21 protein-coding genes and 1 riboswitch are annotated in these 25,046 nt (G+C 56.4%); of the genes, 4 read left to right on the plus strand and 17 right to left on the minus strand.

What is annotated here, in order from left to right:
- Window positions 1-345 precede the first annotated feature (345 nt).
- From QWT68_RS08170 to QWT68_RS08195, 6 genes are all read right to left on the minus strand, one after another.
- Window positions 346-717 carry a YisL family protein gene (locus QWT68_RS08170; RefSeq protein ID WP_040287056.1) on the minus strand — a complete coding sequence of 124 codons (372 nt, stop codon included), beginning with the start codon at window positions 715-717 and terminating at the stop codon, window positions 346-348.
- A 75-nt stretch (window positions 718-792) separates the two neighbouring features.
- Complete coding sequence (locus tag QWT68_RS08175; protein WP_040287302.1) at window positions 793-1,692, minus strand: fumarylacetoacetate hydrolase family protein; 900 nt, start codon at window positions 1,690-1,692, stop codon at window positions 793-795.
- Between the two features lie 44 nt (window positions 1,693-1,736).
- Window positions 1,737-2,933, minus strand: a complete 1,197-nt coding sequence (locus QWT68_RS08180) for a DUF418 domain-containing protein (protein ID WP_040287057.1) — start codon at window positions 2,931-2,933, stop codon at window positions 1,737-1,739.
- A complete protein-coding gene (gene addA, locus QWT68_RS08185; RefSeq protein WP_290147807.1) occupies window positions 2,930-6,637 on the minus strand; it encodes a helicase-exonuclease AddAB subunit AddA in 3,708 nt (1,235 codons plus the stop codon). Before addA ends, QWT68_RS08180 begins: the two co-directional genes overlap by 4 nt.
- On the minus strand, window positions 6,612-10,112 hold the full coding sequence (gene addB, locus QWT68_RS08190) for a helicase-exonuclease AddAB subunit AddB (protein ID WP_290147808.1): 3,501 nt from the start codon (window positions 10,110-10,112) through the stop codon (window positions 6,612-6,614). Before addB ends, addA begins: the two co-directional genes overlap by 26 nt.
- Before the next feature lie 419 nt (window positions 10,113-10,531).
- Window positions 10,532-11,161 (minus strand): TVP38/TMEM64 family protein, encoded by a 630-nt coding sequence (locus QWT68_RS08195; protein WP_052461807.1) that lies wholly within the window; start codon window positions 11,159-11,161, stop codon window positions 10,532-10,534.
- Between the two features lie 120 nt (window positions 11,162-11,281).
- Here QWT68_RS08195 and QWT68_RS08200 point away from each other — a divergent pair, with 120 nt between their 5' ends.
- On the plus strand, window positions 11,282-12,004 hold the full coding sequence (locus QWT68_RS08200; protein ID WP_290147809.1) for an AzlC family ABC transporter permease: 723 nt from the start codon (window positions 11,282-11,284) through the stop codon (window positions 12,002-12,004).
- The gene (locus QWT68_RS08205; protein ID WP_040287061.1) at window positions 12,004-12,312 is read left to right on the plus strand and encodes an AzlD domain-containing protein; all 309 of its coding nucleotides are present in this window, start codon (window positions 12,004-12,006) and stop codon (window positions 12,310-12,312) included. The genes QWT68_RS08200 and QWT68_RS08205 overlap by 1 nt, the downstream gene beginning before the upstream one ends.
- A gap of 189 nt (window positions 12,313-12,501) precedes the next feature.
- Here the strand turns inward: QWT68_RS08205 and QWT68_RS08210 are convergent, their stop codons facing one another.
- From QWT68_RS08210 to cccB, 9 genes are all read right to left on the minus strand, one after another.
- Window positions 12,502-12,762, minus strand: coding sequence for a CsbA family protein (locus tag QWT68_RS08210; RefSeq protein ID WP_040287062.1), 261 nt, complete (start codon window positions 12,760-12,762; stop codon window positions 12,502-12,504).
- Window positions 12,763-12,784: 22 nt separating this feature from the next.
- The gene (locus QWT68_RS08215) at window positions 12,785-13,948 is read right to left on the minus strand and encodes a PDZ domain-containing protein (protein WP_290147810.1); all 1,164 of its coding nucleotides are present in this window, start codon (window positions 13,946-13,948) and stop codon (window positions 12,785-12,787) included.
- A 108-nt stretch (window positions 13,949-14,056) separates the two neighbouring features.
- Window positions 14,057-15,505 (minus strand): S41 family peptidase, encoded by a 1,449-nt coding sequence (locus tag QWT68_RS08220; protein WP_290147811.1) that lies wholly within the window; start codon window positions 15,503-15,505, stop codon window positions 14,057-14,059.
- 83 nt (window positions 15,506-15,588) lie between these two features.
- Window positions 15,589-16,179, minus strand: coding sequence for a redoxin domain-containing protein (locus tag QWT68_RS08225; protein ID WP_290147812.1), 591 nt, complete (start codon window positions 16,177-16,179; stop codon window positions 15,589-15,591).
- Complete coding sequence (locus tag QWT68_RS08230) at window positions 16,176-16,838, minus strand: hypothetical protein (RefSeq protein WP_290147813.1); 663 nt, start codon at window positions 16,836-16,838, stop codon at window positions 16,176-16,178. The genes QWT68_RS08225 and QWT68_RS08230 overlap by 4 nt, the downstream gene beginning before the upstream one ends.
- 170 nt (window positions 16,839-17,008) lie before the next feature.
- Window positions 17,009-18,397, minus strand: a complete 1,389-nt coding sequence (locus QWT68_RS08235) for a murein hydrolase activator EnvC family protein (protein WP_040287065.1) — start codon at window positions 18,395-18,397, stop codon at window positions 17,009-17,011.
- A 33-nt stretch (window positions 18,398-18,430) separates the two neighbouring features.
- A complete protein-coding gene (gene ftsX / locus QWT68_RS08240; RefSeq protein ID WP_040287066.1) occupies window positions 18,431-19,315 on the minus strand; it encodes a permease-like cell division protein FtsX in 885 nt (294 codons plus the stop codon).
- Entirely contained in the window at window positions 19,305-19,991 is a 687-nt protein-coding gene (ftsE, locus tag QWT68_RS08245) for a cell division ATP-binding protein FtsE (RefSeq protein ID WP_040287067.1), read from the minus strand. The genes ftsX and ftsE overlap by 11 nt, the downstream gene beginning before the upstream one ends.
- 226 nt (window positions 19,992-20,217) lie before the next feature.
- Window positions 20,218-20,550, minus strand: coding sequence for a cytochrome c551 (gene cccB / locus QWT68_RS08250; protein WP_040287068.1), 333 nt, complete (start codon window positions 20,548-20,550; stop codon window positions 20,218-20,220).
- 357 nt (window positions 20,551-20,907) lie between these two features.
- Window positions 20,908-21,086, plus strand: a riboswitch (Lysine riboswitch).
- A 122-nt stretch (window positions 21,087-21,208) separates the two neighbouring features.
- On the opposite strand from cccB, the gene dapA reads away from it, so the two are divergent.
- Window positions 21,209-22,096: a 4-hydroxy-tetrahydrodipicolinate synthase gene (gene dapA, locus QWT68_RS08255; RefSeq protein WP_040287069.1), complete on the plus strand. Its 888-nt coding sequence runs from the start codon at window positions 21,209-21,211 to the stop codon at window positions 22,094-22,096.
- A gap of 182 nt (window positions 22,097-22,278) precedes the next feature.
- The gene (locus QWT68_RS08260) at window positions 22,279-23,412 is read left to right on the plus strand and encodes a M20 peptidase aminoacylase family protein (RefSeq protein ID WP_040287070.1); all 1,134 of its coding nucleotides are present in this window, start codon (window positions 22,279-22,281) and stop codon (window positions 23,410-23,412) included.
- A 69-nt stretch (window positions 23,413-23,481) separates the two neighbouring features.
- On the opposite strand, the gene QWT68_RS08265 is transcribed toward QWT68_RS08260, so the two are convergent.
- Window positions 23,482-23,835 (minus strand): hypothetical protein, encoded by a 354-nt coding sequence (locus tag QWT68_RS08265; protein WP_040287071.1) that lies wholly within the window; start codon window positions 23,833-23,835, stop codon window positions 23,482-23,484.
- A 77-nt stretch (window positions 23,836-23,912) separates the two neighbouring features.
- Window positions 23,913-25,014 (minus strand): peptide chain release factor 2 gene (prfB, locus tag QWT68_RS08270; RefSeq protein ID WP_098060158.1). Its coding sequence is split into 2 segments (ribosomal slippage): window positions 23,913-24,941 and window positions 24,943-25,014, totalling 1,101 coding nucleotides; the frame shifts between segments, so codons are not numbered across the junction.
- Window positions 25,015-25,046: the final 32 nt, after the last annotated feature.

The following is a 25,046-nucleotide window of genomic DNA, read 5'->3' on the forward strand; positions in this document are numbered from 1 at the left end:
AAAAGCCCCCTCTGTAATCATTCCACCCTTAATAGTATCAAACCCGCCAGCATGCCGCTATGCATTCCACGCAAAAATGAAATGCCCCTCAAGTAAATAAGTCGATCCTGTGAAATCGCAGAGCGGGCATGTCCGGTCGGCTGCAGAACAGCAAAAACCCCGCAGTGCCAGTTGGACTGGACACTGCGGGGCTGTTTGTCATTCCTGATTGTCATGGTCACCCGGCAAGTCCTTCCGCCGGGCCGTGACGACGACCGAGACGGCGAAGAGGAGCATGACGGCGAATACGGCGAGCAGTATCGTCCATCCGATCATACCGCCTTCTCCTCCTTCCGTAATTCAGTATCAGAACAAGTGCAGACCGATCGGCAGTTTGAGTCCAAGGAAGATCGTGATCAGCAAGGACACGAAGAACAGGATCCAGAACATCTGCGCCGGCTTGTTCTTGTTCTGGCGGGCGAATACCATCTCCATGAGACCGATTGTCAGAATACCGAAGAGGAATTTCACGCCATACAAAGCTGCATTCATATCCATATAGCGGATGAAGAGCGCAAGACCGGAAATGATGATCAGGATGTAGAACACCCGCAAGACCATCTTCGTGATTTTACGGCCTTTCGATTCGAGCGGCATCGTGGCTGCCACGATGAACAGGATGATGCCGACGACCCATGAAAAGATATGGATGTGCGTCGAGTTCGATAAGAAATCCAAGTTAGTCACCTCATTCAAAGTCAGTTCCACAGAACAATATACCATAATTCAGCAGACACGCCAAAGTGAGGGAGCTTACTTGAAATAATTGACGAGCGTTCCGATGCCCTCTACGGAAATCTTCACTGTATCTCCCGCTTTCAAATAGGCAGGCGGGTTCATGCCTTTCCCGACACCTGCCGGGGTGCCGGTCAGAATCACATCACCCGGCTCCAGAGTGACGAACCGGGACAATTCAGCAATGATGCCGTCGATCGGAATGGACATCGATTTCGTGTTCCCGTTCTGGCGCACCTCATCGTTCACTTTCGTGACAATGGAAAGGTCCTGCGGATTCGGGATCTCATCTTTCGTGACGACATAAGGACCGAGCGGGCAGCTGCCGTCGAGTGTCTTGCCGAGGAAGAACTGTTTCCGTTCCGCCTGCAGGTCGCGCGCCGTCAGGTCATTGCCGATCGTATAGCCGAATACCGAATCGTATGCAAGCTGTTTCGGGATATTGCGGCCGCCTTTGCCGATGATGACCGCGAGCTCACCTTCGTAGTCGAGCTGCTCCGTTACATCCGCATGGACGGAAAGGGTCTGTTCATCCGCAGCGATCGCCGTATGGGCCTTCGTGAAGATCATGAGTTTCTCCGGCGCTCCTTCGCCCCCCATCTCGGATGCATGGTCGGCATAATTCTTGCCGACGCAGAGGACGTTCTTCGGGGTCCGCGGAATCGGCGCCAGCCACTCGATCGAATCGAACGGATACTTGTAGCTGTCTGCGTCCTCCCATTCACGGACCTGCTCGCAGAGACTGCGGATTTCCTCGATGAAGTCCAATCCATCAGCCACGCCTTCCGCAATCGAAGAAGGGAAGTTTTCTGTTCCGGCGGTTTCCGCAATCTTGCGGACATCCCAGACCGCTTCCTCTTTCTTGACTTTCGGACCGAACAGTTCTTTCCCGTCATACTTGAATGAGAGCAGTTTCATAGCATACATCCATCCCTTCCATGATTGGTCTGTCTTCCATACTGTTACGACATATCCTGCTGTTTTTCCTTTTTAATCGGGAAGAAGGTCCCGTATGTGCCGATCCGCCAGACCCATTCGAGCGGTCCCATCCTGAAGCGGCTCAGCCATAAGTCCGCGAGAAGCGCCTGGACGGCGAAGATGCCGACAGCCATCAGTGTGCCTGTTGCAAGATCGATCTTGCCGTACAGGCCGAATCCGTAATGGTAGAACAGCAGCGTTGCGATGACGGACTGCCCGATATACGTGGTCAGTGACATGCGGCCCGCTTTTGCGAGCGGGCGGAACACTTTCGTAAACCACGGCAGCGTGCACAGCAGAAGTACGAACGCTGTATACCCTGCTGCTGCGAGCGGTCCGCCGAAATACGTCTGGATCATCTGCATCGACATCTCAGTACTGACCAGGAATGGCACAGACTTCAGCAGGATCCCTGCTGAAAATGCGAGGACACCAATCACTGCGATCCTTCCTTTCCATTCCTTCGCCCGTTCGAACAGCCGCCATTTGGCGAGTGCTGCGCCAATCATGATGAGCGGCAGGATGGTGAACGGATTGGCGAAGAAATTCGTCGCGGTGAACAGCAGCCACTCCTTCGTCCGGAATGCGAGCACCTCTGTGTAGCTGCCGTGACCGAGCACCTCGATCGTGTCCTGGACCTTCTGGATATCGGCGAACTCGGACAGCGAACTTCCTTCCATCAGTGACTCACCTGCGTAGACCAATCCTGTCAGAAGACCGACTGGTACGATATAGAGTGCGAGCGCACCGCCGAGAAGCCATTTTGCAGGCAGGCGGACTGCTGCGATCATGACGAACCCCATGATGGCATAGGTGAAGAGAATGTCGCCCGACCAGATGAAGATTGCATGCAGGGCACCGAACAGCAGCAGGATGCCCATGCGTCTTGCCGTGATCGGGCTGAACGGCGTCTTATGCAGTCTCGTCTTTTCATACTGCATACTCAGTCCATACCCGAAAAGCATTGCGAATATCGGGTAGAAACTCGCTTCTACAAAAATATCGATCCACATGTAGGATGCACCTTCGCCATTTCCTTCGAACCAGCTGTACGGATCCATGTACATGACTGGTGCATTGAAATGGATCATATTGGCGATGAAAATGCCGAGCAGAGCGAAGCCGCGGAGCATATCCAGCGATTCGATCCGTCCGGTACCGCCGGTGGGGAGTGATCTCAAACCGTAACCTCCTGAACTGGTACTGTCCGCCCTTCGTCGAACAGATACAATAGCATCTCTTTTATCTCAATATGGGTGATCGCCTCGACCGCCTTCTTGTACAGGCTGAGCTGGATGGCGTACCGTTCCCGCATCGCCTCGTCCGCTTCCGTCTCCGACGAATAGCGTCCGCGGAGCCGGTCGGTCTTGTAATCGAGCAGCACCCAGCCGTCCTCTTCTTCGAACAGGCAGTCGGCGATCCCCTGGAGTATTTGTGAATCCCCGTCAGCGCCGTCATACGCATACGTGAATGGCAGTTCTTTCAGCACCCGTTTCGCATGCCGCATCCGTTCAGCGAGCGGCGACCGCATCACCTGCACGATCCGTTCCCGGTTGATCGCACCGGCCTCTTCCGATGTCAGCAGCTGACGGTCCAGCAGATCGGAGAGCAACTCCCCGACATCATCAGCCGTATAGGTCCGGTCCAGATCGATATGCTGCATGACGGTGTGCATCGCCGTCCCGACCTCCGCTGCACTGATCGAGCGTTTCTGAAGGAATGCCGGCCGTTCGTGGAGAAACATGGGATTCGTTTCCGTATCTCTTGTCGCGAACGGGTCATTATAATCCGGCTCGGCCTCAAGCAGTGCGACCCGTTTCAGTTCCGACACGGAAATCTTCGACCGTTTTCGGACCGACGCCTCATGGGAATACCTGAAGTCGAAGCGGGCAGTCACTTCGGCGACCAGTGCCTCGTCTGCAGGCGGCAGCTCGGCAGGTGTCCGGCCGGCTTCTTCATCACCAGCCCGCTCTGCAGCCGGCTCACTGAAATAGGAGACCGGCAGCATCGTGATGTCCCATCTGGACGGATGATCTTTCACCATGGCGCCCGGCGCGGTGCCGAATTTCACGAAATCCTGATGGCGGGCGACAGCCGGGCCGATCCAGTCGAGATAGCCGTTCGCACGGGATCTCATATAATCCGGCAGGCGCTCTTCCGGCTGGATGAGCTGCGCATCCTGCCACTTCGTCACCGATTTCTCGATGTCTTTCACAGTGGCGACAAGTTCGAGCTGCTCTTTCGCACGGGTCATCGCGACATAGAGGACGCGCATCTCTTCCGCGCGCATTTCAAGCTCTTTCTGCTCTTTCATCGCGAGGAACGGCAGCGACGTATACATGATCCGTTTGTCGGGATCGATCGCTTTGACGGCCAGCCCGAAATGCTGATCGAACAGATAGGGCTCGTTGAAGTCCATCTTGTTGAACTGGCGGCCGAGACCTGCAACGAACACATTCGGGAATTCCAGCCCTTTCGATGAGTGGATCGTCATGATGCGCACGACATCCTCCTTCTCGCTCAGGAAGCGGGCAGCACCGAGATCATCGCCGCGCCGTCTCATCCGGTCGACGAACCGCAGGAACCGGAACAGACCGCGGAACGACGTCTTTTCGTAATCGATCGCCCGGTCGTGGAGCGCCCGCAGATTCGCCTGGCGCTGTTTGCCGTTCGGCATGCTGCCGACCATCTCATAGTAGTTCGTATCACTGTAGACTTGCCAGATCAGTTCCGACAGCGATCCGCGCCGCGCCAGGTTCCGCCATTGCTCGAACATGAGCAGGAACCGCTGCAGCTTCTGCTGGGTCTCAGGCGCCATGCCGGTCCCCTGCGTGACGATGAACGTCTTCAGCGCATCATAGTAGGAAGCGTTCTTATCCGCGAGACGGACCTGTGCCAGTTCGTTCTCCGTCATGCCGACGAATGGCGCGCGCAGCACGGATGCAAGCGGGATATCCTGGTACGGGTTGTCGATCGTCCGCAGCGTGTTCAGCATGATCGTCACCTCGAGCGCATCGAAATAGCCGCTCGATAATTCGACGTAGACCGGGATGCCGGCCCTTTTGAACTCATCGGCGATCTCCGAAGACCACGTCATCGACCGCATGAGCACGACGATATCGCTGTAGCGGATCGGCCGTTTTTCTCCGCTGAAGGCGTCGCTCACTTCGTGTTTCTCCGTCATCCACCGGTTGATCGTCTTCGCCATGTAACGGGCTTCTGCCTGGGAATTCTTCAGGTTTTCGAGATCTTCCCCGGTTTCGTCCCCGTATTCCTCTTCTTCCGAATAGAGAACCGTCAGATGGGCGGCCGTGTCGGACTCCGGATAGCGTGCACCATACTTCAGTTCCGCCGCTTCATCGTACTCGATCTCTCCGACACGTCTGCCCATGATCTGGGTGAAGATGAAGTTCGTCGCATCGAGCACTTCTTTCCGGCTCCGGAAGTTCGCGTTCAGGTCGATTTTGAGACCCTCGCCTGCGGCCTGCTCGGTGAATCGGCCGTATTTGCTGAGGAACAAGCCCGGCTCCGCCAGTCGGAACCGGTAGATCGACTGCTTGACATCACCGACCATGAACAGGTTGCCGTCCGCTTCCGCACCGGATTTGACGAACTGGATGATTGCTTCCTGAAGCAGGTTCGTATCCTGATATTCGTCGACGAGCACTTCCTTGAACTTCGCCTGGTAATCGGCGGCAATATCGGATGGCACGAGGACATCCCCTTCCTGCTTCGACAGAATCCCAAGCGCATAATGCTCGAGATCCGAAAAATCGACGAGCCCCCGCTCGGTCTTGACGGCACGGTACCGCTCACCGAAATCGATCACAAGACCGATCAGTGTATGCATCATCGGCGCCATGAGCCGGATTTCGTCAAGCAGGCGTGCAGGCGTCCGCTCAAAGAACGATTCCCTAACGCCGCCGACGAGCTTTTTGACGGACTCCCGCAGCGCTTTCGCGCGTTTTGCCAGTTCTTCATCACAGGAATCTTTCTTGACACTGCCGGCCTTCACCCATTTCAGCTGTCCGAAATACGCATACGTTTCTTCCCAGGTACCTTCTTCGATAGTTCCGAGCGCCCCGCGGATCCAAGCCAAGTCCGCCTCCGCGGTCGGCACGAGCGGCGCCGGACCGTCGGGCTGTTCCGCGATGCGCTGCATGTCGAGCGTGAGCGCCTCCGCTTCCTCGAGTTTCTGGCGGATCGCCGATTTCAGCGGGCCGATGAACGACAGGCTGTCGATGTCGGCATCCTCCGTCAGTTCGTATTCAAGAGGGATCTGGCGCAGCCACTGCTCCGGTTCCGGATGGACCCGCGAGTAGTCGTAGAGCCGGTCAATGAGGAGTTCGAGCGACTGGTCGTTCCGATCGGATGTAAAACTGTCCGCAAGACGGTAGATCGCTTCCGGGTTATCGGCACTGTAGGCTTCTTCGAGCACGTCCTCGATCGTATCGTCCCGGAGCAGCGCCGCTTCCGTCGGGTCCGCGATCCGGAATCCCGGATCGATATCTAGCAGATAGGCATACTGCCGGACAATCGTCAGACAGAAGGAGTGCAGCGAGGAGATCTGGGCTTTGTTCAGCAGACTCAGCTGCTTGCGCAGATGAGCGGATTCCGGATTGCGGGCGATCTCCTCCTCCAGCGCCGCCCCCATCCGGTGCCGCATTTCTGCAGCCGCCGCATTCGTGAACGTGACGACGAGCAGATCATCGACATTGACCGGGTTGGTTTCGTCGAGCACTTTCTCGATAAGCCGGGTGATCAATACTTTCGTCTTCCCCGAGCCGGCCGCTGCGGAGACGAGAATGTCCCGGCCGGACGCATAGATCGCCTGCCACTGGGCATCCGTGAATGTGACGTCAGCGGGTTTCGGTGGTATGTGCATCGCCTTCCGCCTCCTTCCTCATTTTTTCGAGTGATTCCGATGCCGACAAATCTTCGTACTGCCGGAACGCCGCCTCAGGGTCCGTCTTATCGAACTGGCAGACGCCCTGATACGGACAATACGTGCACGGCATATGCTCCTTCAGGCGGTATGGATAGACGCGGGTGTCCCCCGCGAGCATCGCGTCCCCTGCCTGGCCGTGCCGTTTCCGTACGGCGGACCGCAGCATCTGCATGTCATCAGGCGGCAGCACTTTGGAATTCGAGTAGAATGTACCGTCCTTCTTGACCCGGGCCGGAATGATCGAGGAGGACTGTTCGATGCCGCTGTCCATCTCCTTTGCGACGGACAGGTCTTCGAGAACGTAGCCTTTCATCGTGAAGGATTTCATCATTTCCTGCTCGATCGCGTCTTCCGACAATTCCTGGATGCTGCGGATCATCGGGTTGTGCACATGGACGTACAGCATCCCGGCAGGATCCGCCTGCAGCTGGATCCATTCATCGGCATGCTCCAGCGCGACGTCGAGGTACGTCAGCATCTGCAGGGAGAGGCCATAGTAGATTTCCGTCAGGTTGAGCGCCTTGGATGATGATTTATAGTCGACGATCCGGATATACGTCTTGCCGTCGACTTTTGCGGCATCGACCCGGTCAATCCGCCCCCGGAGGTTCATCTGCCCGCCGCGCTTCAGCGGAATTGACAGCGGCGGCATCTGTTCGCCCGGTCCGAACCCGACTTCCACAGCGATCGGCTGGAACGAGGAGGCCGTCGCCTGGCTGCTGAGTGCAGCGATCGTCCTCTGGATGATATGCGTCAGCTTCCGTTTGATGTACATATGCCGGTTGGTCGTCAGCAGGATCCGATGGAAGAAGAACGGTGCGATGCTTTCGACGGCGTCATGGGCGAGACGGAATGTGTCCTGCTTCGTCAGGCCGGCCCAGTTCGCCCCTGTCCTCATCATTTCATCCGACACCCATTTCAGTGCTGCATGGAACAGATCGCCGATCGCCGGCGCTTCCAGAGTGAATTCCGTCCGCTCCCGCAGGCCGAGGCCGTACGACGCAAAATGCTGGAACGGGCAGCTGTAATACGATTCCACGCGCGACACACTGGAATTCAGCGACTCGCCATAGAGGCCCGCCGTGATACCGGGTGCAAGCCGTTCCGTCTCGGTACCTGTCTTCTTCTGGCCGTGAATGCCCGCGAGGATCGAAGACCAGAGCGGATCGTCTTCATAGTAGGCGATGACAGCGCGCCACAGCGGGCTCATGGTGCCATCCGTCCCGAAACTGCGCAGTTGTGCGGAAGCATACGGCAGTGTCGGGCGCGGATGGCTGATGTACGGCCAATCATCCGATCCGTCGGGCAGATCGAGCGGGTCGGCCGCAGCCGGTTCGATCGTTAGCCCTTCGAAAATCTGGCCGAGACGCGGCACGTACAGCGACGGGATGAGCGCTTTGCCAGCTTCGTCCGCGAGCGGATACGTAACCGTCAGCCCTTCTGCGGCCGCTGTGAATGCCCGGTATGCTTTATAGGTTTCATCCATCAGGCGTGTTTTCGCGGAAGGCGCCAGTTCGAAACCAATCGTCCCGATCCATTCACGATCCGCATCGGACAGAAGCCCTTCGTTATCGATCCGCTGCGGCAGGACGCCGTCGTTCACGCCGATTACGAACACTTCGTCGATATTCAGGAACGTCGCCAGGTCGACCGTCATGACCGTCACTTGGTCGAGTGACGGCGGAATGCGGGCGAATTCGAGCGTATCGAATCCTTCGTCGAGCACACGGATCGCTTCTTTTGCAGGCATATCGGCGTCTCCGAACATGAGCACGAACTGGTCGAGCACGTTGATCCACCCGCTCCAGGCCTGTTCGTGTTCCGAAGCGCCGAGAAGCCGGCCGGCCGTTTCCTCTTCCGCCCGGAGGCCGATGATCTTGTCGTAGCCCCGCAAGTCCTCCATGAAGGTGAACAGGGCTTCGGCCGCCTGGCGTCCGTCCTTGGCGCGTTTCAGCCGGCTGCCGAACGTCTCCAGCGGGCCGCGGATCAGATCGCGGACGCTGTGCAGTTCCGCCTGCATGGCAAGTTCTTCATCCGTCTGGACGTCCGTATGCAGCTCAAGGCCCCGGTATTTCTTCACACGCCACCGGTCTTCGTCGAACCAGCGGCGGCCATGGATGCCGTGGGCGAGCACATAGTTCTCCAGACGGTCCGCCCGTTCCCGCCACAGTTTCCGATCTTCGCCGTACGGAAAGAACAGATCCGTCTTGACGGCGCGGAACATCGCCTCGTACGACCAGTTGCCGGTCACCGCTTCGAGCACGGACCGCGTGAACTCGATGAGCGGATGGTGGAGCATCGGTTTCTTGCGGCTGATGAACACCGGAATCTCATAGAGCGGAAAGATCGTTTCGATCAATTCGTCGTAGACATCAGGCTGGCGGTACAGCACGGCGATGTCCTGGTACCGTCTGCCGTTCCGGACGAGCTCCCGGATCGACCGGGCAACGGCATGGAGTTCCGCACGCCGGTCCGCTGCTTCCACGATGCGTACGTCCCCCGCGCTGGTCTGCCGGTCGGCTGGATAGCGGTCGAACTGCGCCTCGAGGTGGCGGACGTCCGGATTCCGGAAACGCCGGGCGTCCGTCAGGCGGAGTTCCGGTTCGATTTCGATGGCCTCGCCTTTCGCGATCTCCGTGATGATCTGCTTCGTGCGCATCGGGCTGTAGAACAGCTCGTGGTCTTCCGCGGTGCCTGCCGCTTCGTCCGTCGGCAGGGCGATGTTGACCCGTTTGGCGTATTTCAGCAGCTCCCGGATGATTTCGTGTTCCCGGTTCGTCAGCAATTCGAAGCCGTCTATGTAGATATCCGCCTCCCGGATATACTCCGAGAACCGGATCTGCTCCGTCAGCATCGCCAAATGCCCTTCGCTGTCGACATAGCCCGCGCCGAGCCGCTCTTCGACTTTTCCGAGCAGCAGGGACAGATCCCCCGCTTTGTCGATCAGGGACCGGGGCGCATCGGCTGCCGTCAATTCGCTGTTGAGCTGTGTCAGTGCTGTGTGATCGAGACAGTAGCGGCTGAATTCCTTCAGAACGCCCTCGACCTGCTCGGTGAAGCCGCGCTTGTCCGCCGCCTGCCGGAACAGCGTGAACTCATCCTTATTCTCTTCCAGCACGCTCCGGATCAGCATCCGGTAGCCGAACGCGTCCACTTCCCGGCGTGTGATGCCGCCGGTCTCCTGCAGAATGCGCCAGGCGAGCCGCTTGAACGTCAGTACCTGTGCACGCACCATCCCATGGAGACCGAACCGTGAGGAGAGACTGTGCTCCATCGAGAACGACATCTGATCGGGCACGATGAGGATGATCGGCGCGCCGAGCGGGTCTTCCCGCAGCGCTCCGGCGATCTCCTGCTCGATCGTATACGTCTTGCCTGTTCCTGAACGTCCTGTTATCATGCGCAGCGTCATGAGCCCGCCCCCTTGTCAGTCTGATAGTTCAATTGTAATCGTTTTGCCTGGAAGAATCAAAGCGGAGTGTGTGATTTTACGAATGAATGTTCGTATTATTTTACAGAGAGCAGGCGGGTATCGGACAGTTCGCGCGGGGTATCGGTCACCTCGCGCAATTTATCGGACAGATGGCCTGAACTATCGGACACTTCACTTGAGTTATCGGACACATCACCGAATTTATCGGCATCCGGATATAATTCAAAGGACTGGCTTGGGCTCGCTTCGCTCGTTTCCTGTCAGGCCCGCCGTGCGCTCGGTATCGGACAGTTGGCCGCAAGTATCGGACACTCCGCCGAATTTATCGGCAGCCGGACACAATCCCTCTCTACATCCGGCCATACAAAAACGCCCCGCCGACGCGGAGCGCTGCAACTTCAGTCGTCTTCCCAATGCTTATGGCCGTCCCATTCGCGCGCGTGGTTTTCCACCCGCTTGTTGACCCGTTTCTCCCACCATTTGCCGGCGAGCCAGAGGATGAGGATTACTACCCCGACAATGGCTGTCCGGATCGGCTGGGTGAAGAGTGCCCGGATGTCGTAGCCGACGAAACTGATCATGAACACCATGACGAACTTCCCTGCCATGAGGATGGCGAGGTAGTAGGTCTTCTTCATGTTCGACAGCCCGGCGACGAGGTTTACGAGTGCGGACGGAGTGAACGGGAAGCAGATGAACAGGAAGAGCGGGCCGAACCCATTGCTCTCCACCCAGACGATCAGCTTTTTCACCCGCTTGTGCCGGGTGATGAAATTCAGCAGGCGGCTGCGGCCGTACTTCCGGATGATCAGGAACACCATATAGGAGCCGACGACCGTCCCGCTCCACGACAGCAGAAAGCCCAGGATGACGTGGTAGGCGGCAATGTTTGCGAATACGAAAACGAACAGCGGCAGGAACGGCAGGAACGATTCGATGAACGGCAAAAGAAAGCCGATCGCCGGACCGAATGCCCGATACTGCTCTGTCAGTTCGATGATTTTGTCTACCGTGAACCATTCCTGCATCCGTGATTCCCCCTGAGTACGTCACTATTCGGAAAACGTGCAAAGATTCCGTCTTGTCCTATGTATAGAATATAGTATAATCACTAGTATTGACCACTGAACAGAAAGCGGGGTTGCAAGATGCACCAATCGGAATTCAGCAAAGGCCTGCGGGCCGGTCTCAGCATCGGCATCGGCTACTTCCCCGTTGCGCTCACATTCGGCCTGCTTGCGAAGACAGGCGGCCTCTCGCTGCTCGAAGCGACTGCGATGAGCATCTTCGTGTTCGCCGGCGCTGCCCAATACATATCGCTCAGCCTGCTCGCCCATGCCGTCGATCCATTCATGATCGTCGTCAACACGTTCATCGTCAACATCCGCCATTTCCTGATGTCCGCGTCGCTCAATGAAAAGATGCACACGGCTCCGAAACCGGTGAAAGCTGCGGTCGCATTCGGTGTCACGGACGAAACGTTCTCGGTCATCGCGACCAGCAAAGAGGACAAAGTCACGAGCGCCCGTGCATTCGGTGTCATCGCCGTCGCGTATGGCAGCTGGGTCGGCTTCACAGCTGCCGGCCACCTCATCGGGGACATCCTGCCGCCGTTCCTGCAGGCCGCCATGTCGATCGCCCTCTATGCGCTGTTCGTCGCCCTGCTCGTGCCCTCCATGAAAGGCAGCCGGAAGATCGTCCTGCTCGCTGCAGCATCAGCGATCCTCAGCTGCATCTTCTATTACACGGAGCTGCTGTCAACCGGCTGGTCGATTCTCGTGTCCACCCTGATTGCAGCAATCGTCATAGAACTGCTCTATGTAAAAACCGGACGCTCCCCCGTGCCGCCGCTTGAAAAGGAGGGGATCTGATGGGCGCAACATACTGGTGGATGCTGTTCGGCATGGCACTCGTCACCTACTTGCCGCGCATGATCCCGCTGACATTCCTGGATGGCAGAAAACTGCCTCCGTTCGTCACCGGCGTGCTCGGCAACATCCCGTATGCGGTGCTCGGCGCCCTCATCTTTCCGGCCATCTTCTACGTCCAGGAAGGCAACATCCTGTTCGGAGTGATCGGCGCCGTGTCGGCATTCGGCATCGCTCTTCTCGGCTTCGGCCTCATGCCTGTCGTTCTCGGCACGATCGGTATTCTCGCCGTGTACAGCCTGTTCTTATGAGGAACCCTCTCTTTATCATACCCTGAAATCTGTAAAAGCATACTGCGAGTTTCAAAGTAATCGCTGAAGAAGAAGGAGACCGGTATCGCTGTTACTTTGTACAGTGACCGGACAACAAAAAACCGCACGGCTTCAAGTTTCGAATACTTGAAGCCGTGCGGTATTTTCATAGCTGAATCTGACATCCCGTCATTCGTCCTGTCCGTCTTCCGTCCGCCTGTGCGAATTTGCAACCATGCGGGACGCAAACCAGAATCCCGCAGTGAGCGACAGTGCATCCGCTGCATACAGGATCCAGTTGTGGGTGTAGCCCGCATAGACGGAAGCGGCGATCAGGGCGATCGTCAGCAGGAGGCCGACGACGTGATGGAATGTCACCCGCGTGAAGAACACGACGAGCAGTCCCGGCAGCAGCAGTGCCAGCACGAACTTGGTAGCCAGACTTTCCATCGTGCGCCGCCTCCTTCCTCATTCATCTGACGAGCAGCAGGCCGAGCTGATAGTGATCATGCCTGTACAGCACCTGCTGCATGAGCCGCACTTCCCCGTTCCGGTCTGCAACCTGCAGGCGGCAGTGGGCGGCGTTCACCTGGATGGCATCATACAGTTCCTTTTCGTTGGCGACCTGCATGCCATTGACAGCACGGATCACCTCACCCGGCAGCAGGCCGAGTTTCTCGGCGGGCGATCCCGGCAGCACACCTGCCACGACTACGCCTGCCGCACTCGGAGAAGCGGCATAGCCGCCTCGCCGTTCGCCTGCAGCTGCCGTGACGGTGATGACCGTCCGGATGATGATCCCGGCAGCGAGTGCCGCCCAGGCAATGACCGGTTCATACAGACCGCCAAGCCCGATGGCCGTAACTGCAATCCCCGTCCATATGACAGAGCGTCCGATTTTCGGAAGCAGGACATCCGGGAACTGCCTGCGCGCAATCTGGCTGAAACCGATCGCAACCGGCACAGGCACCAAACTGAACGAATCCGAGCCCAGCGTGAACTGCGGCCAGTACGGCAGATGGGCGCTGATCATATCGCCCGGCACAATCAGCAGGACAGGCAACAGCCACAGGCTCTTCACCTTGAACACAGCCGCCCGCAGGCCCCGGCTCGTCTTCTCCAGCCGCGGGGACGGATACCGGACTGCTGACTTCCTGATAAGGAAACCTTCCGCGATCATCAGCACGCCTGCTGCGACTGCAGCGGTCACCGCAAGTTCATCCGCGACGCCGTCCAGGGACCAACCCCGGTACGAGACGCCCGGTTCGGTCCGCTGCCAGATGAGCAGTGTGAAAAACGCAAATCCTGCTGTATAGACTGGGGACCCCCACTGGTAGTAGAAGCTGACTGCCATGATAAGCATGAATGCACAGAACAGCACAATCCAGCCGGCGTCCGCTGCCAGTCCGATGCCGCTCAGCACGATGGAAACAATCAGTGCAGGGAGCCACGAATCCGCGAGCACCCGCCTGAATTCCGTCTTGCCCGGCAGTTTCCGGATATTGAAATCCCGCCGTTCCCGTTTGACACGCATGTAGCCGAGAGCCACTGCCGCCAGCAGGATGAGCCACAGCAGCGGATTCAGGAAAAACATCCCGGCTGCCTGCAGCACGTCTTCGATCCAACTATCTGTCACGTTCCGTCACACTCCCATCCCAGTCCGGCTGTTTTCTACTATTGTATCAAACAACCGGATGGATTGGATAGTGAGGACGGACCGTTCTTTGCAAACAGGCCGGACCGCTCACTTTTTCGAAGACAGCGTGTGGTGCAGATAACCGATCGCCATTGCGAGCTGCTCATCGTTCGCGCGGTCGCTTTTCACTTCTTCGGCCGCGGCTTTCAGACCTTGATAGAACGCACTGTCCATCTCCCCGCTGACTTCAAGTTCTGCATCTTTCTGGAATTCCGCAACCGCCTTCTTGGTCGCATCGTCGAAATAGCCGTCCGTGCGGCCCGGATTGAACTTGAGCGCCTTGAGGACACGCTGAGCGTACGCGATATCATCATGGAACTGTTCTTCCCTATACACGTCCGCAAGCACCCGCAGATGTTCGGCGAACAGGCTGTTCTGCTTGACTACAAGATCCGATTCAATACCTTCGCCGTGAATCCATCGTTCTTTCGGGGTCAGCCATTTGTGCGTCGACAATTTTACTTCGCCGCCATTCGAGAGCTCCATCGTCTCCTGGACAGTCCCTTTGCCGAAACTCGTCGTCCCGACGATGAACCCGCGGCCGAGGTCCTGCAGGGCGCCGCTCAGCACTTCACTTGCCGAAGCACTTCCCTGATCCTGCATGAGTGCGATCGGCAGGGTCTTCAGTTTTTCATCGAACAGAACGCCCTCAGGCTTCTCCGTGACAAGCGGAGTCAGCTGCCCTTTGATGTTTTCCATGTAGGCGAACACCGTATCTTCCGGCAGCATACTTCCTGCAATCGCACCGACCGCATGGAGATATCCGCCGGGATTGCCGCGCACATCGATCAGCAGCGCTTCCGCCCCTTCTTTGACAAGCAGGTCCGTTGCCGCCTGCCATTCTTTCGCACTTTCCTCCCCGAACATCGTGAGCCCTATGTAGCCGATTTTCTTGCCGCGCTCTTCAATGATTTCAGAAGACACCGTATGGACAGGAATGACATCCCGTTCAATCGTCAGTTCGACGTGCTTTCCGGCTTCCGGCCTGTAGACGGTCAGTTCCACTGTCGTCCCTTTCTTCCCGCGGATCCGTTTGACGACTTCCTGCAGCGTCAGCCCGTCGACGCCTTCCTTATCGATCTGCACGATTTCATCGTATGGAAGCAGACCTGCTTTGTCCGACGGCGATCCTTTCACCGGCGATACGATGACGAACTTCCCGCTGGTCCGGGTGATCTCCGCACCAATGCCCACCCGCTCACCTGCAAGCGATTCCTTGTGGGAGGCGGCTTCCTCCTTTGTCAGATACGTCGAGTACGGATCGCCGATCACATCCGCCATCCCGCGGAGCGCCCCTTCGATCAGATCGTTCTTTTCAAGCGGATACACAGCATTGCCTGTAATGACATCATAGGCTTCGTCGATGACGCCGAATTCATCCGAAGGCGCCGCCCGTTCCTTCTCTTTTTTCCCGCATCCGTTAAGCAGTACAAGACAAACTGCAACCGCAGCAAATAGGCCAACTAAAAAAAACCGGCTCCTGCGCATCGTCACCATCCCCTCCTCTTTCCATACATATGAAAAGGACAGGGATGTTACGACACCGGAAACCGGATCCAGCATTATTCGGCTGATGAAATTCAGTCGACGTCGTCCATCAGCTGCTCCATCATCTTTTCGTCCATCGGGCCGATGATCTTGTTATCCACGGTCCCGTCGGTCTTCAGGATGTAGGTCGTCGGAATCGAGAACACCTGGTAATCGGTCATCCCGATATCCTCCGTGTCGAGCAGGATGGGGAACGTCAGACCGTAGGCGTCCGCGAATTCCTCCACCGCTTTTTCTCCGCGTTTCTCCGCTGTCGTCAAGTTGACGGAGACCAGTTCGACGTTGTCCTCTTCCTCGAGGTCCTTATAATAGTTTTCCATATGCGGCATCTCCGCCTTGCACGGCGGACACCACGTCGCCCAGAAGTTGAGCATGACCTTCTTGCCCCGCAAATCGCTCAATTTCACTGAATCACCGTCAAGTGTCTTCAGTTCGAAATCCGGAGGCGTGTCGCCCGGTTTCAGTCCAGGCAGTTCTTCCATGCCCGGCAATGTTTCCGACTGGGCTTTGGTCGTGGCTGTGTCGATCTTCTCGGGCTTCTGCATATTGGATTTCACCATCAGGGCAACCATCGTGCCGATGACGAGAATGGCAACCGCATACCCGACCCATTTTTTATTCATCCAATCCCTCCAGCAGTTCTTTGTCTTATCAAATGGTCGATCAGTACGATAAACGCGCTTACCGCGGCTGACGCGGCGAACGGGATCCCGGCGAAGCCTGCCGGCTGCAGGGCGGCGATGAACCCATGGGCGGCCGTCAGCAGCAGGGCTCCCTGGAAGACGGTCACCCGTGTGTCCCCTGCATACCGGACAGTGAGCAGCATCAGGATACCGAACAGGAGAATCGTGACGGCCTCCGCGTACAGCGTACCCCTATTCAGCAGGGCCATCAGGATCTGATAGCCGGCCTGGGCGACAGCCGTCAGCAGCAGGAAGGCACGCCCTGCAGAGACAGGGACCGGCTTCTTCGAAAGCAGAAAGAGCAAGGCGGCAAGCACGATGCCGGCGAGGAATCCAATTGTTCCGCCGTTGAAGTACAGTATAGCAGTGGGCGACTGCCGGACGACCCCAAAATCCGTGACGATGACGGACAGCTTCCAGGTGAGCAGCACGGTGAAGATCGCATCACCCACCATGTCTGCTGCCTGCTTCCCGAATCGGCGGCGCACCATCAGCCAGCCGGCAGCCAGCCCGAAGACCGCCGCCACCCATGAGGACGGAACGGTCACCTTCCATAGTAGATAGTATTCCGTAACTGGCATGGCAATCCCCTCAGTCATTGATACCTCATATGGTATCTTATTTCCTTCGTCAACACCAACGAGGGGGCTTCGGTGCAAAGAAAAAGGCCCGCCCGAGAGCGAACCTTTTTATCATACCGACTTGCGCCGCAATGTTTAGGATGGAGCTGAGCCGGAAATACTACTGTTATAGAGTAATGAACCGGGTATCAGAACGATACATAACGGAGCGGGTTCACAGCACTTGGACCTGTCGCCGAGAAGTTTCCGACGTGGATTTCGAAGTGCAGGTGAGGCCCTGTCGAATTGCCGGTGTTTCCGGACTTTGCGATCGGTTCGCCTTTGCCGACATGCTGACCGGTGCTGACACCGATACTGGACAGGTGGGCATAGACGGACGTATAGATCTGACCGTCAATGGAGTGGGTGATCATGACGAGATTACCGAAACCGCCCATCGGTCCTGCATGGGAAACGACACCTTCAGCAGCTGCGCTGACTGTTGTTCCGACCGGTACTGAAATGTCCTGGCCGCGGTGCTGCTTCTTCGTATGGAAAATCGGGTGCACGCGCCATCCGAATGACGACGTCAGACGGCCGTGTGCTGGTGCAGTCCATGCTCCGCTTGAAACTGGCGGTGCCGCAACCGACGGCTCATAGCTTGATGATGCATTCGAAGAACTGCTGCTGGATGAAGCTGACGAATGTGACGAGCTGGCAGCCTGTTCCGCACGCCGTTTCGCCGCGGCAGCCTCCTGCTGGCGGCGGAGTTCCGCTTCGCGTTTACGCTTCAGCTCAGCCTGGCGGGCGACTTCAGCAAGGCGCTCTTGTTCTGCAACAATCTTCTTTTCAAGGTCCGCTGACATATCATGTGCTTCGTCAGCTTCACTTTCCAAGTGGGCTTTTTCGTTCGACAGCTTTGCTTCTTCCGCTTCCAGCTGATCGACGAGCTTGTCCTTTTCGACTTTCTGGCCTTCCAGTTTCTTCTTCAAGTCAGTCAGTTTCGCTTTCCGGTCTTCCTGTTCAGCAAGCTTCTTTTCGACAAGCGCTTTTTCTTCTTCAAGCTGGTTCATGTCGTCTTCCTGCTGCTTCATGATCTTCCGGTCTGCGTCCATCAGTGTAGAGACTGCTGAGAAACGGTCGATGAAGTCTGAAAAGCTGGTCGCCCCGAGGAGCACGTCCAGGTAGCTGACGTCCCCGCCTTTCACCTGCATCGTTTTCACACGTTCGCGCAGCACTTCATCACGCTCTTTGATGCGCTGCTCAAGTGTCTTGATGGAGATGCGCAGCTGCGCAATCTCTTTGGTTGTATCCGCGATCTTTTCTTTCACGTCGCGGATCTTCTCATTATTAGTATCGATTTCACCGTTGAGTTTCGAGATCTGGTCGAGGATCGTCTGTTTCTTTGTTTTCTTTTCGTTGATTTTATCAGACTTGTCCTTGATGCCTTTGTTCAGTTCGTTCTGTTTCTGCTGCAGCAGTTTCTGTTCGTTCTGCATATCTTTGAGTGAATCTGCTGATACTGCTGTTGCACCGACAGTGGACGATAAGAGCAGGACCCCCATGGTCGACAGCAGTAAACTTTTATTCTTTTTCAAAGTCCCAGTTCCCCTTTCAAACGATTCGGCTAGTCAGGCTTTCAGGAATTTGCGTACGGACATGAGGCTGCCCCATACGCCGATGAAGACGCCCATGAACAGCAGCAGTCCGTCGACCTGGATGATGAACGGCACAGGATCGAGCACCTGGAACATTTCGTTGACCAGCTTCGGCTGCCAGTAGGCGTATATTTGCTGATAGGCGATCGAGATCGCCGTGATCGGGATGATGGACCCGAGGATACCGAGCCAGACCCCTTCCAAGATGAACGGAATGCGGACGAAGCTGTTCGTCGCACCGACCAGCTTCATGATTTCGATCTCACGTCCGCGTGCAATGATTGTCAGGCGGATCGTGTTGGAGATGAGGAACATCGCCGTGAACAGCAATGCGACAATGAGGATCAGGCCGACATTGCGGCTGACTTTGACGACATTGAACAGTTTTTCGACTTTCCCGGCTCCGTAGACCACTTCGGCAGTGTATTCGTATGTATCGATCTCTTTGGCGATTTTTGCGGTGTTGTGCGGATCCGCAGCTTTCACGTACAATGCATCGCCGAGCGGGTTGCTTTGCTTGTAGAGAGCGAGTTCTTTCCCGTACTGCTTGATGACCTTGTCCAGTTCCTGCTCTCTCGACGCATATTCCACACTCGCCACGCCGCCGAGCGATTCCACTTTCTTCTGTAACTCTTGTATTGCCTCGTCACTTGCCGCTGCATCCGCAACCACTTTGATTTCCACGTCGTTTTCAATGTTGTCCGCCATCTTGTTCAGGTTCATCATCATAGCGATGAAACTGCCGACAAGAAGAAGCGTGACAGCCACGGCGCTGATGGAGGCGAATGTCATCCAGCCATTCCGGCCGAGACTCTTGAAACTCTCGCGGAAGTGACGGGCAAGCGTTCTACCCTTCATAACTGTATTCTCCTTCATATTCATCCCGTGTGATCATGCCGCCCTCGACGAGCAGGACACGGTGCCGGATCGAATTGACGATATCTTTGTTATGGGTTGCCATGACAATGGTAGTTCCTCTGTTGTTGATTTTCTCGAAGATGTTCATGATCCCTAACGACGTATCCGGATCCAAATTTCCTGTTGGCTCATCCGCAATGACCAGCTTCGGTTCATTGACAATGGAACGCGCGATCGAAACACGCTGCTGTTCTCCGCCGGATAGCTCGTTAGGAAACATTCTCGCTTTTTGCGACAGGCCGACAAGCGCTAAAACATCTGTCACTTTCTTACGGATTTCCGTCGGTGTCTCTTCGATGACTTCCAGGGCGAATGCCACATTTTCATAGACATTCAATTTCGGCAGGAGCTTGAAATCCTGGAAGACAACCCCGATCTGTCTGCGCAAAAAAGGGATCTGTTTGCTTTTCAACGAACCAAGGTCTGTTCCATCGATGAAAATCTGCCCGCTGGTCGGGGCTTCCTCGCGATACATCATTTTGATGAACGTCGATTTCCCTGCACCGCTCGGGCCGACTACGTAGACGAATTCACCGCGGTCGATGTCGATCGTGATGCCATTTGCGGCTACGACGCCGTTCGAGTACTTTTTGTACACGTTTTTCATTTTGATCATTCTGTAACCACCTGATTCAATTACTTTTTCGCCAGCTTTTTCATTATAGCAGATATAAACCTCCATAGTATTACAGTAGTATTTCAATTCGACAGGACTGTTCACACCTTTTCAACAATCTTGTAATCTGGCATCCTGTTTATGGGTGTCTGGCTGGGACTGCCGAACAGCAAAAAAGCAGAGACACCGAAGTGCCTCTGCCGGATGATTCCTTATTCAGGATGTCTTATTTCTTCTCGGAAAGCCATTTTGCGACTGCATCGAGCTCTTCCCCTTTGATGAGGCCTCCAGGCATGCCGCCGGATTTACCGTTCTCGATGATATCGTGGATTTCGTCTTCAGAAAGCTCGCCGCCGATGTGTGCCAGTTCCGGTCCGTTCATGCCTTCCAGGTTGCCGCCGTGGCAAGTCGCACAGTTGGCCTGGTACACCTTGTCCGGATCTACGTCGCTGCCGCCTGCTTCCTTGTCGCCGGACGCGCTGTCATCCCCGCCTCCGCATGCGCCGAGTACGAGTGCAGCACCAAAGATTGCCGCTGCGAATTTGCTTTTCGTTTTCATACTGATTTCCTCCTTCAGATAAAATAAGTACGTGCTCCCTCAGTATACCAAAATCCGCATGTCCTTCACGCCGCCGTGTGACAAACTCATGACGTTTGGGCCTGACCTGCCGTACTCCTTCTATGTACTATTCTCTTTTCTCCGGAAATCAAACCTCTTGCCAGGAAGAATTTTATGGAGGGCTGTCCAGCTGCAGTTCTGGTGGATTTCAAGGTTTCAAACTATGCAGGACGGGTAAACAGCCGATTAAGAGCAGCACAGCAAAGCTCGGAATATTTTCAATTTTCGCTTGCAATGCCGCGGGAAACACGGTAAGCTAACGTGTAATTGAACAAAAACTTATTTCGCAACGTTCGAAGTAAGGATAGAGGCGCAAAAACCATCAGTACGCAGTCCGAGGAGATTGAGCTCCGGAGACGGCCGCGGAAAGGGGAATTTGCCGAAGCGGGAGGATGCTCAAACGTCCCCACGCTGGTTCTGGACTGAACAAGTGCAGGACTGTCATATAGGCGACTATATGGAGGGCTATCTGATGCAGAGGAATAGATCGTCGATTCTTCAGCAGCAGCGCATCCTTCGCTGCTGCTTTTTGCGTTTCAGGAGACACTGCCTTCCACCTCTATTTTTTGGAAACCAACCAAAAGGAGATGGAGAACAGATGAATTTTGGACAGCTGATCACCGCGATGGTGACCCCATTCAATGCACAGGAAGACATCGATTTCACAGCCGCGGAGGAACTGATCGAGCACTTGATCGCAACAGGGACGGACGCCCTCGTTGTCGCCGGGACGACCGGCGAATCCCCGACATTGACCGCTTCGGAGAAAGCAGCTCTCTTCCGCCATACGGTCCGGTGTGCAGGCGGACGGATCCCTGTCATTGCAGGCACCGGCACGAACAGCACCCGGGAGTCGATCGAACTGACCCGCGCAGCTGAGGAAGCGGGCGCTGACGGCGTCATGCTCGTCGTCCCCTATTACAACAAACCTTGCCAGGAAGGGATGTATGCCCATTTCAAGGCGATTGCGGAGTCGACTTCGCTGCCTGTCATGCTGTACAACATCCCTGGCCGGAGCACCGTCAATCTGGAAATCGAAACGATCGTGAAACTTGCGGAAATCCCGAATATCACAGCCATCAAGGAAGCGGGCGGCAGCCTGGAGACAATGGCATCGATCATCGAACAGACGCCTGCCGGTTTCGCTGTCTACAGCGGGGATGATGCGCTGACACTGCCGGCATTGACGATCGGCGGCGCAGGCGTCGTCTCCGTCGCGGCTCACCTCATCGGACCGGAGATGAAAGCGATGATGCATACGGCTGAAAGCGGGCGTTTCGAGGAGGCCGCTTCGCTCCACCGCAGCCTCCTGCCTCTCATGAAGGAACTGTTCAAAGCACCGAACCCTTCACCCGTCAAAGCGGCTTTGAATCTGCAGGGACTGCCCGCCGGCACGGTCCGTCTCCCGATGGTGCCGCTGACGGACAGGCAGCAGCAGTCGCTCGCAAATGTCCTCGATGACTTGAACTGCAAAGCAACCGCCTGAACACGCAAGCCGGACCGCATCGCAGCGGTCCGGCTTTTCTGTTGGTGCCTGATGTACGCACACAGCCTGCCCGCCAGACGTACCGGGCAGTCAATCCATACGCCATGATTTGACGGAATCTTATGGAGTCTTTACAATTTACAGCAGTCCCATCATTTACGGACGCATAGGAGGCAACCGATATGGCACAATTGACGAAAAAGCAAGTGATGGAGACATTCGAGCATCTGCATAACAACCCTGAATTGAGCTGGGAGGAAGAGCAGACGACCGCTTATGTGAAAAAGCGGCTGGAAGACGCCGGCTGCCGCGTGACGTCGTTCGATGACTGCACAGGTGTCTTCGGTGATATCGGCAATTTCTCCGGCGATGTGCCGGTAATTGCACTGCGCGCCGACATGGATGCATTATGGCAGGAAGTCGACGGCAGCCTGCAGGCGAACCATTCGTGCGGGCATGATGCACACATGACGATGGTGCTCGGCGTGCTGGAGCGCGTGAAAGACCGGGACGAACTGCTCAAGCACCTCGGCATCCGTTTCATCTTCCAGCCGGCGGAGGAAGTCGGGACAGGTGCGCTCAAGATGGTGGAGAAAGGAGCGATCGAAGATGTCGATTTTTACTACGGCATCCACCTGCGCCCCTTCCAGGAGACGGATAACGGCAAAGCGGCTCCAGCCATCGTGCATGGTGCGAACGGAACGATCGAACTGGAGATCCGCGGCGATGATGCACACGGCGCCCGGCCGCACCTGAACCGGAATTCCATCGAGATCGGCACGTTCATCGTCAATGCGCTGCATTCCATCCATGTGAACCCGAATGTCGCCCACTCCGTGAAAGTGACACGGTTCCAAGCGGGCGGACGGAGCACGAACATCATCCCGGGCAGCGCATCGCTTGCGATCGACGTCCGCGCACAGGACAACGAAGTGATGGATGAACTGATGGAACGGGTCCGCGATGTCCTGGACAGCGCGAGAAACCTGTTCGGCAGCGAAATCACTATCACGGAAGACACCTATGTGGCCGCCGCACGTGTGCACCCCGAAGCACAGGAGACTGCACGGCAGGCGATCACCGACGTGCTCGGCGAGGAGAACACGGTTCCCCCGGTCATCACGCCCGGCGGGGATGACTTCCACTTCTATACCATCAAGCGGCCGCATCTGAAGGCGACGATGATCGGTCTCGGCTGCGGTCTGTCCCCCGGGCTCCATCATCCCGATATGACATTCGACCATGAATCGATGATGAATGGCATCGATGTCATGGTGCGCATCCTGGAACTGCATGCAGGACAGGATGCCGGCTGAACAGTCTTTCAGGCCAACAAAAACCGCACGGCACCGGAACCTCTGCTCCGGATGCCGTGCGGTTTTTTGTTATACGTCAAACGGGCGGCGCCCTGCCTCCCGGTCTTCTGCAGCGCGGAAGAACGCCTGCGCGTCACGCATATCGTTCGTGGCGAGCAGTACGTCATCCCCGCCGCTTTCCGCAGGACTGATGACGAAGAACGGCTGTGCCGGATCCACGGAAGGGAATTGCGAGCAGATGCCGTCGATTTCGTCGCGATCCGCTTCCTCACTGTGTATCCAGTCGGCGGACAGGACATTGCCGGCCGTGTCCATCAGTTCATCCGTCCACCTCATGAACGTGTCTTCGCCGGCAGTGCCGGAAGCGAAGATGCTGACATCGAACAGCTCGCGTTCCGCCTTCTTCTTTTTCCGGAAAAACATCCCCATCCCCCCTGTGCCTATGTATTGAAAAACCGTTCAGCAGCACGATATGCGGCTGAACGGTCTTCCGGTGCTTCTTATGAAATACGCGAACGCAAGTAGGCGTTGATGAACGGATCGATCTCCCCATCCATGACGGCTCCTGTGTTCCCGGTCTCTTCGTTCGTCCGGTGGTCTTTTACCATGGAATACGGGTGGAAGACGTAGGAACGGATCTGGCTTCCCCAGCCGATCTCTTTCTGGTCCCCCCGGATTTCAAGCAGCCGTGCTTCCTCTTCCTCGAGCCGGATCTGGTAGATCTTCGCCTTCAGCAAGTTGAGTGCACGCTCCCGGTTTTTGATCTGCGAACGTTCGGTCTGGCACGTGACAATCGCACCTGTCGGGATGTGTGTCATCCGGACAGCGGAGTCCGTCGTATTGACGTGCTGACCGCCCGCGCCGCTTGAGCGGTACGTATCGATCTTGACGTCTTCCATCTTCAGATCGATGTCGACTTCACCCGTGAATTCCGGCATGACTTCGACGGAGGAGAACGACGTATGACGGCGGCCTGATGAGTCGAACGGCGAAATCCGGACGAGCCGGTGGACGCCTTTCTCCGCTTTCAGATAGCCGTAGGCGTTGTGCCCTTTGATGGACAGCGTCACGGATTTCACGCCGGCCTCATCACCCGCCTGATAGTCGAGCGTCTCGACTTTGTAGCCGTGCTGTTCCGCCCATCGTGTGTACATGCGCAGCAGCATCGATGCCCAGTCCTGGGACTCGGTGCCGCCTGCGCCGGAATGGATTTCAAGGACCGCGTTGCTGCTGTCGTATTCATCGCTCAGCAGCATCTGCAGATCGAATTCCTCCATCCGTTTCAGGAACGCTTTCAGCTCGTCGCCGAGTTCTTCCTGCAATTCCGCATCGGGTTCTTCCTTCAGCAGCTCGAGTGTCATCTCGAGATTCTCCTGCTCGTCGTTCATCTCATGGAATTCGCCGACCGTGTCCTTCAGTGCGTTCGATTCCGAGATGACTTTCTGCGCCGCATCCTGGTCATTCCAAAATTCCGGATCAAGCATCATTTCTTCGAGTTCCTGCATTCGTGCCTCTTTGTTTTCTAAGTCAAAGAGACCCCCTGAAACCCGCTAATTTCTTAGCTGTTTTGTCGAGCTCGTTGCGTACTTCGGATAATTCCATCATAATTTGTTCCTCCAAAAATTCAAGTTCAC

This window comes from Sporosarcina trichiuri, from assembly GCF_030406775.1.
GTDB classification, from domain to species: domain Bacteria; phylum Bacillota; class Bacilli; order Bacillales_A; family Planococcaceae; genus Sporosarcina; species Sporosarcina trichiuri.

Coding starts and splice junctions, on each gene's coding strand:
- ftsE (WP_040287067.1), bottom strand. CDS start 19,991: ATGATCAAAATGAAAAACGTGTACAAAAAGTACTCGAACGGCGTCGTA.
- QWT68_RS08205 (WP_040287061.1), top strand. CDS start 12,004: ATGGGCGCAACATACTGGTGGATGCTGTTCGGCATGGCACTCGTCACC.
- ftsX (WP_040287066.1), bottom strand. CDS start 19,315: ATGAAGGGTAGAACGCTTGCCCGTCACTTCCGCGAGAGTTTCAAGAGT.
- QWT68_RS08230 (WP_290147813.1), bottom strand. CDS start 16,838: ATGACTGAGGGGATTGCCATGCCAGTTACGGAATACTATCTACTATGG.
- QWT68_RS08225 (WP_290147812.1), bottom strand. CDS start 16,179: ATGAATAAAAAATGGGTCGGGTATGCGGTTGCCATTCTCGTCATCGGC.
- cccB (WP_040287068.1), bottom strand. CDS start 20,550: ATGAAAACGAAAAGCAAATTCGCAGCGGCAATCTTTGGTGCTGCACTC.
- QWT68_RS08210 (WP_040287062.1), bottom strand. CDS start 12,762: ATGGAAAGTCTGGCTACCAAGTTCGTGCTGGCACTGCTGCTGCCGGGA.
- QWT68_RS08175 (WP_040287302.1), bottom strand. CDS start 1,692: ATGAAACTGCTCTCATTCAAGTATGACGGGAAAGAACTGTTCGGTCCG.
- QWT68_RS08195 (WP_052461807.1), bottom strand. CDS start 11,161: ATGCAGGAATGGTTCACGGTAGACAAAATCATCGAACTGACAGAGCAG.
- QWT68_RS08265 (WP_040287071.1), bottom strand. CDS start 23,835: ATGTTTTTCCGGAAAAAGAAGAAGGCGGAACGCGAGCTGTTCGATGTC.
- QWT68_RS08260 (WP_040287070.1), top strand. CDS start 22,279: ATGGCACAATTGACGAAAAAGCAAGTGATGGAGACATTCGAGCATCTG.
- addB (WP_290147808.1), bottom strand. CDS start 10,112: ATGACGCTGCGCATGATAACAGGACGTTCAGGAACAGGCAAGACGTAT.
- dapA (WP_040287069.1), top strand. CDS start 21,209: ATGAATTTTGGACAGCTGATCACCGCGATGGTGACCCCATTCAATGCA.
- addA (WP_290147807.1), bottom strand. CDS start 6,637: ATGCACATACCACCGAAACCCGCTGACGTCACATTCACGGATGCCCAG.
- QWT68_RS08200 (WP_290147809.1), top strand. CDS start 11,282: ATGCACCAATCGGAATTCAGCAAAGGCCTGCGGGCCGGTCTCAGCATC.
- QWT68_RS08220 (WP_290147811.1), bottom strand. CDS start 15,505: ATGGTGACGATGCGCAGGAGCCGGTTTTTTTTAGTTGGCCTATTTGCT.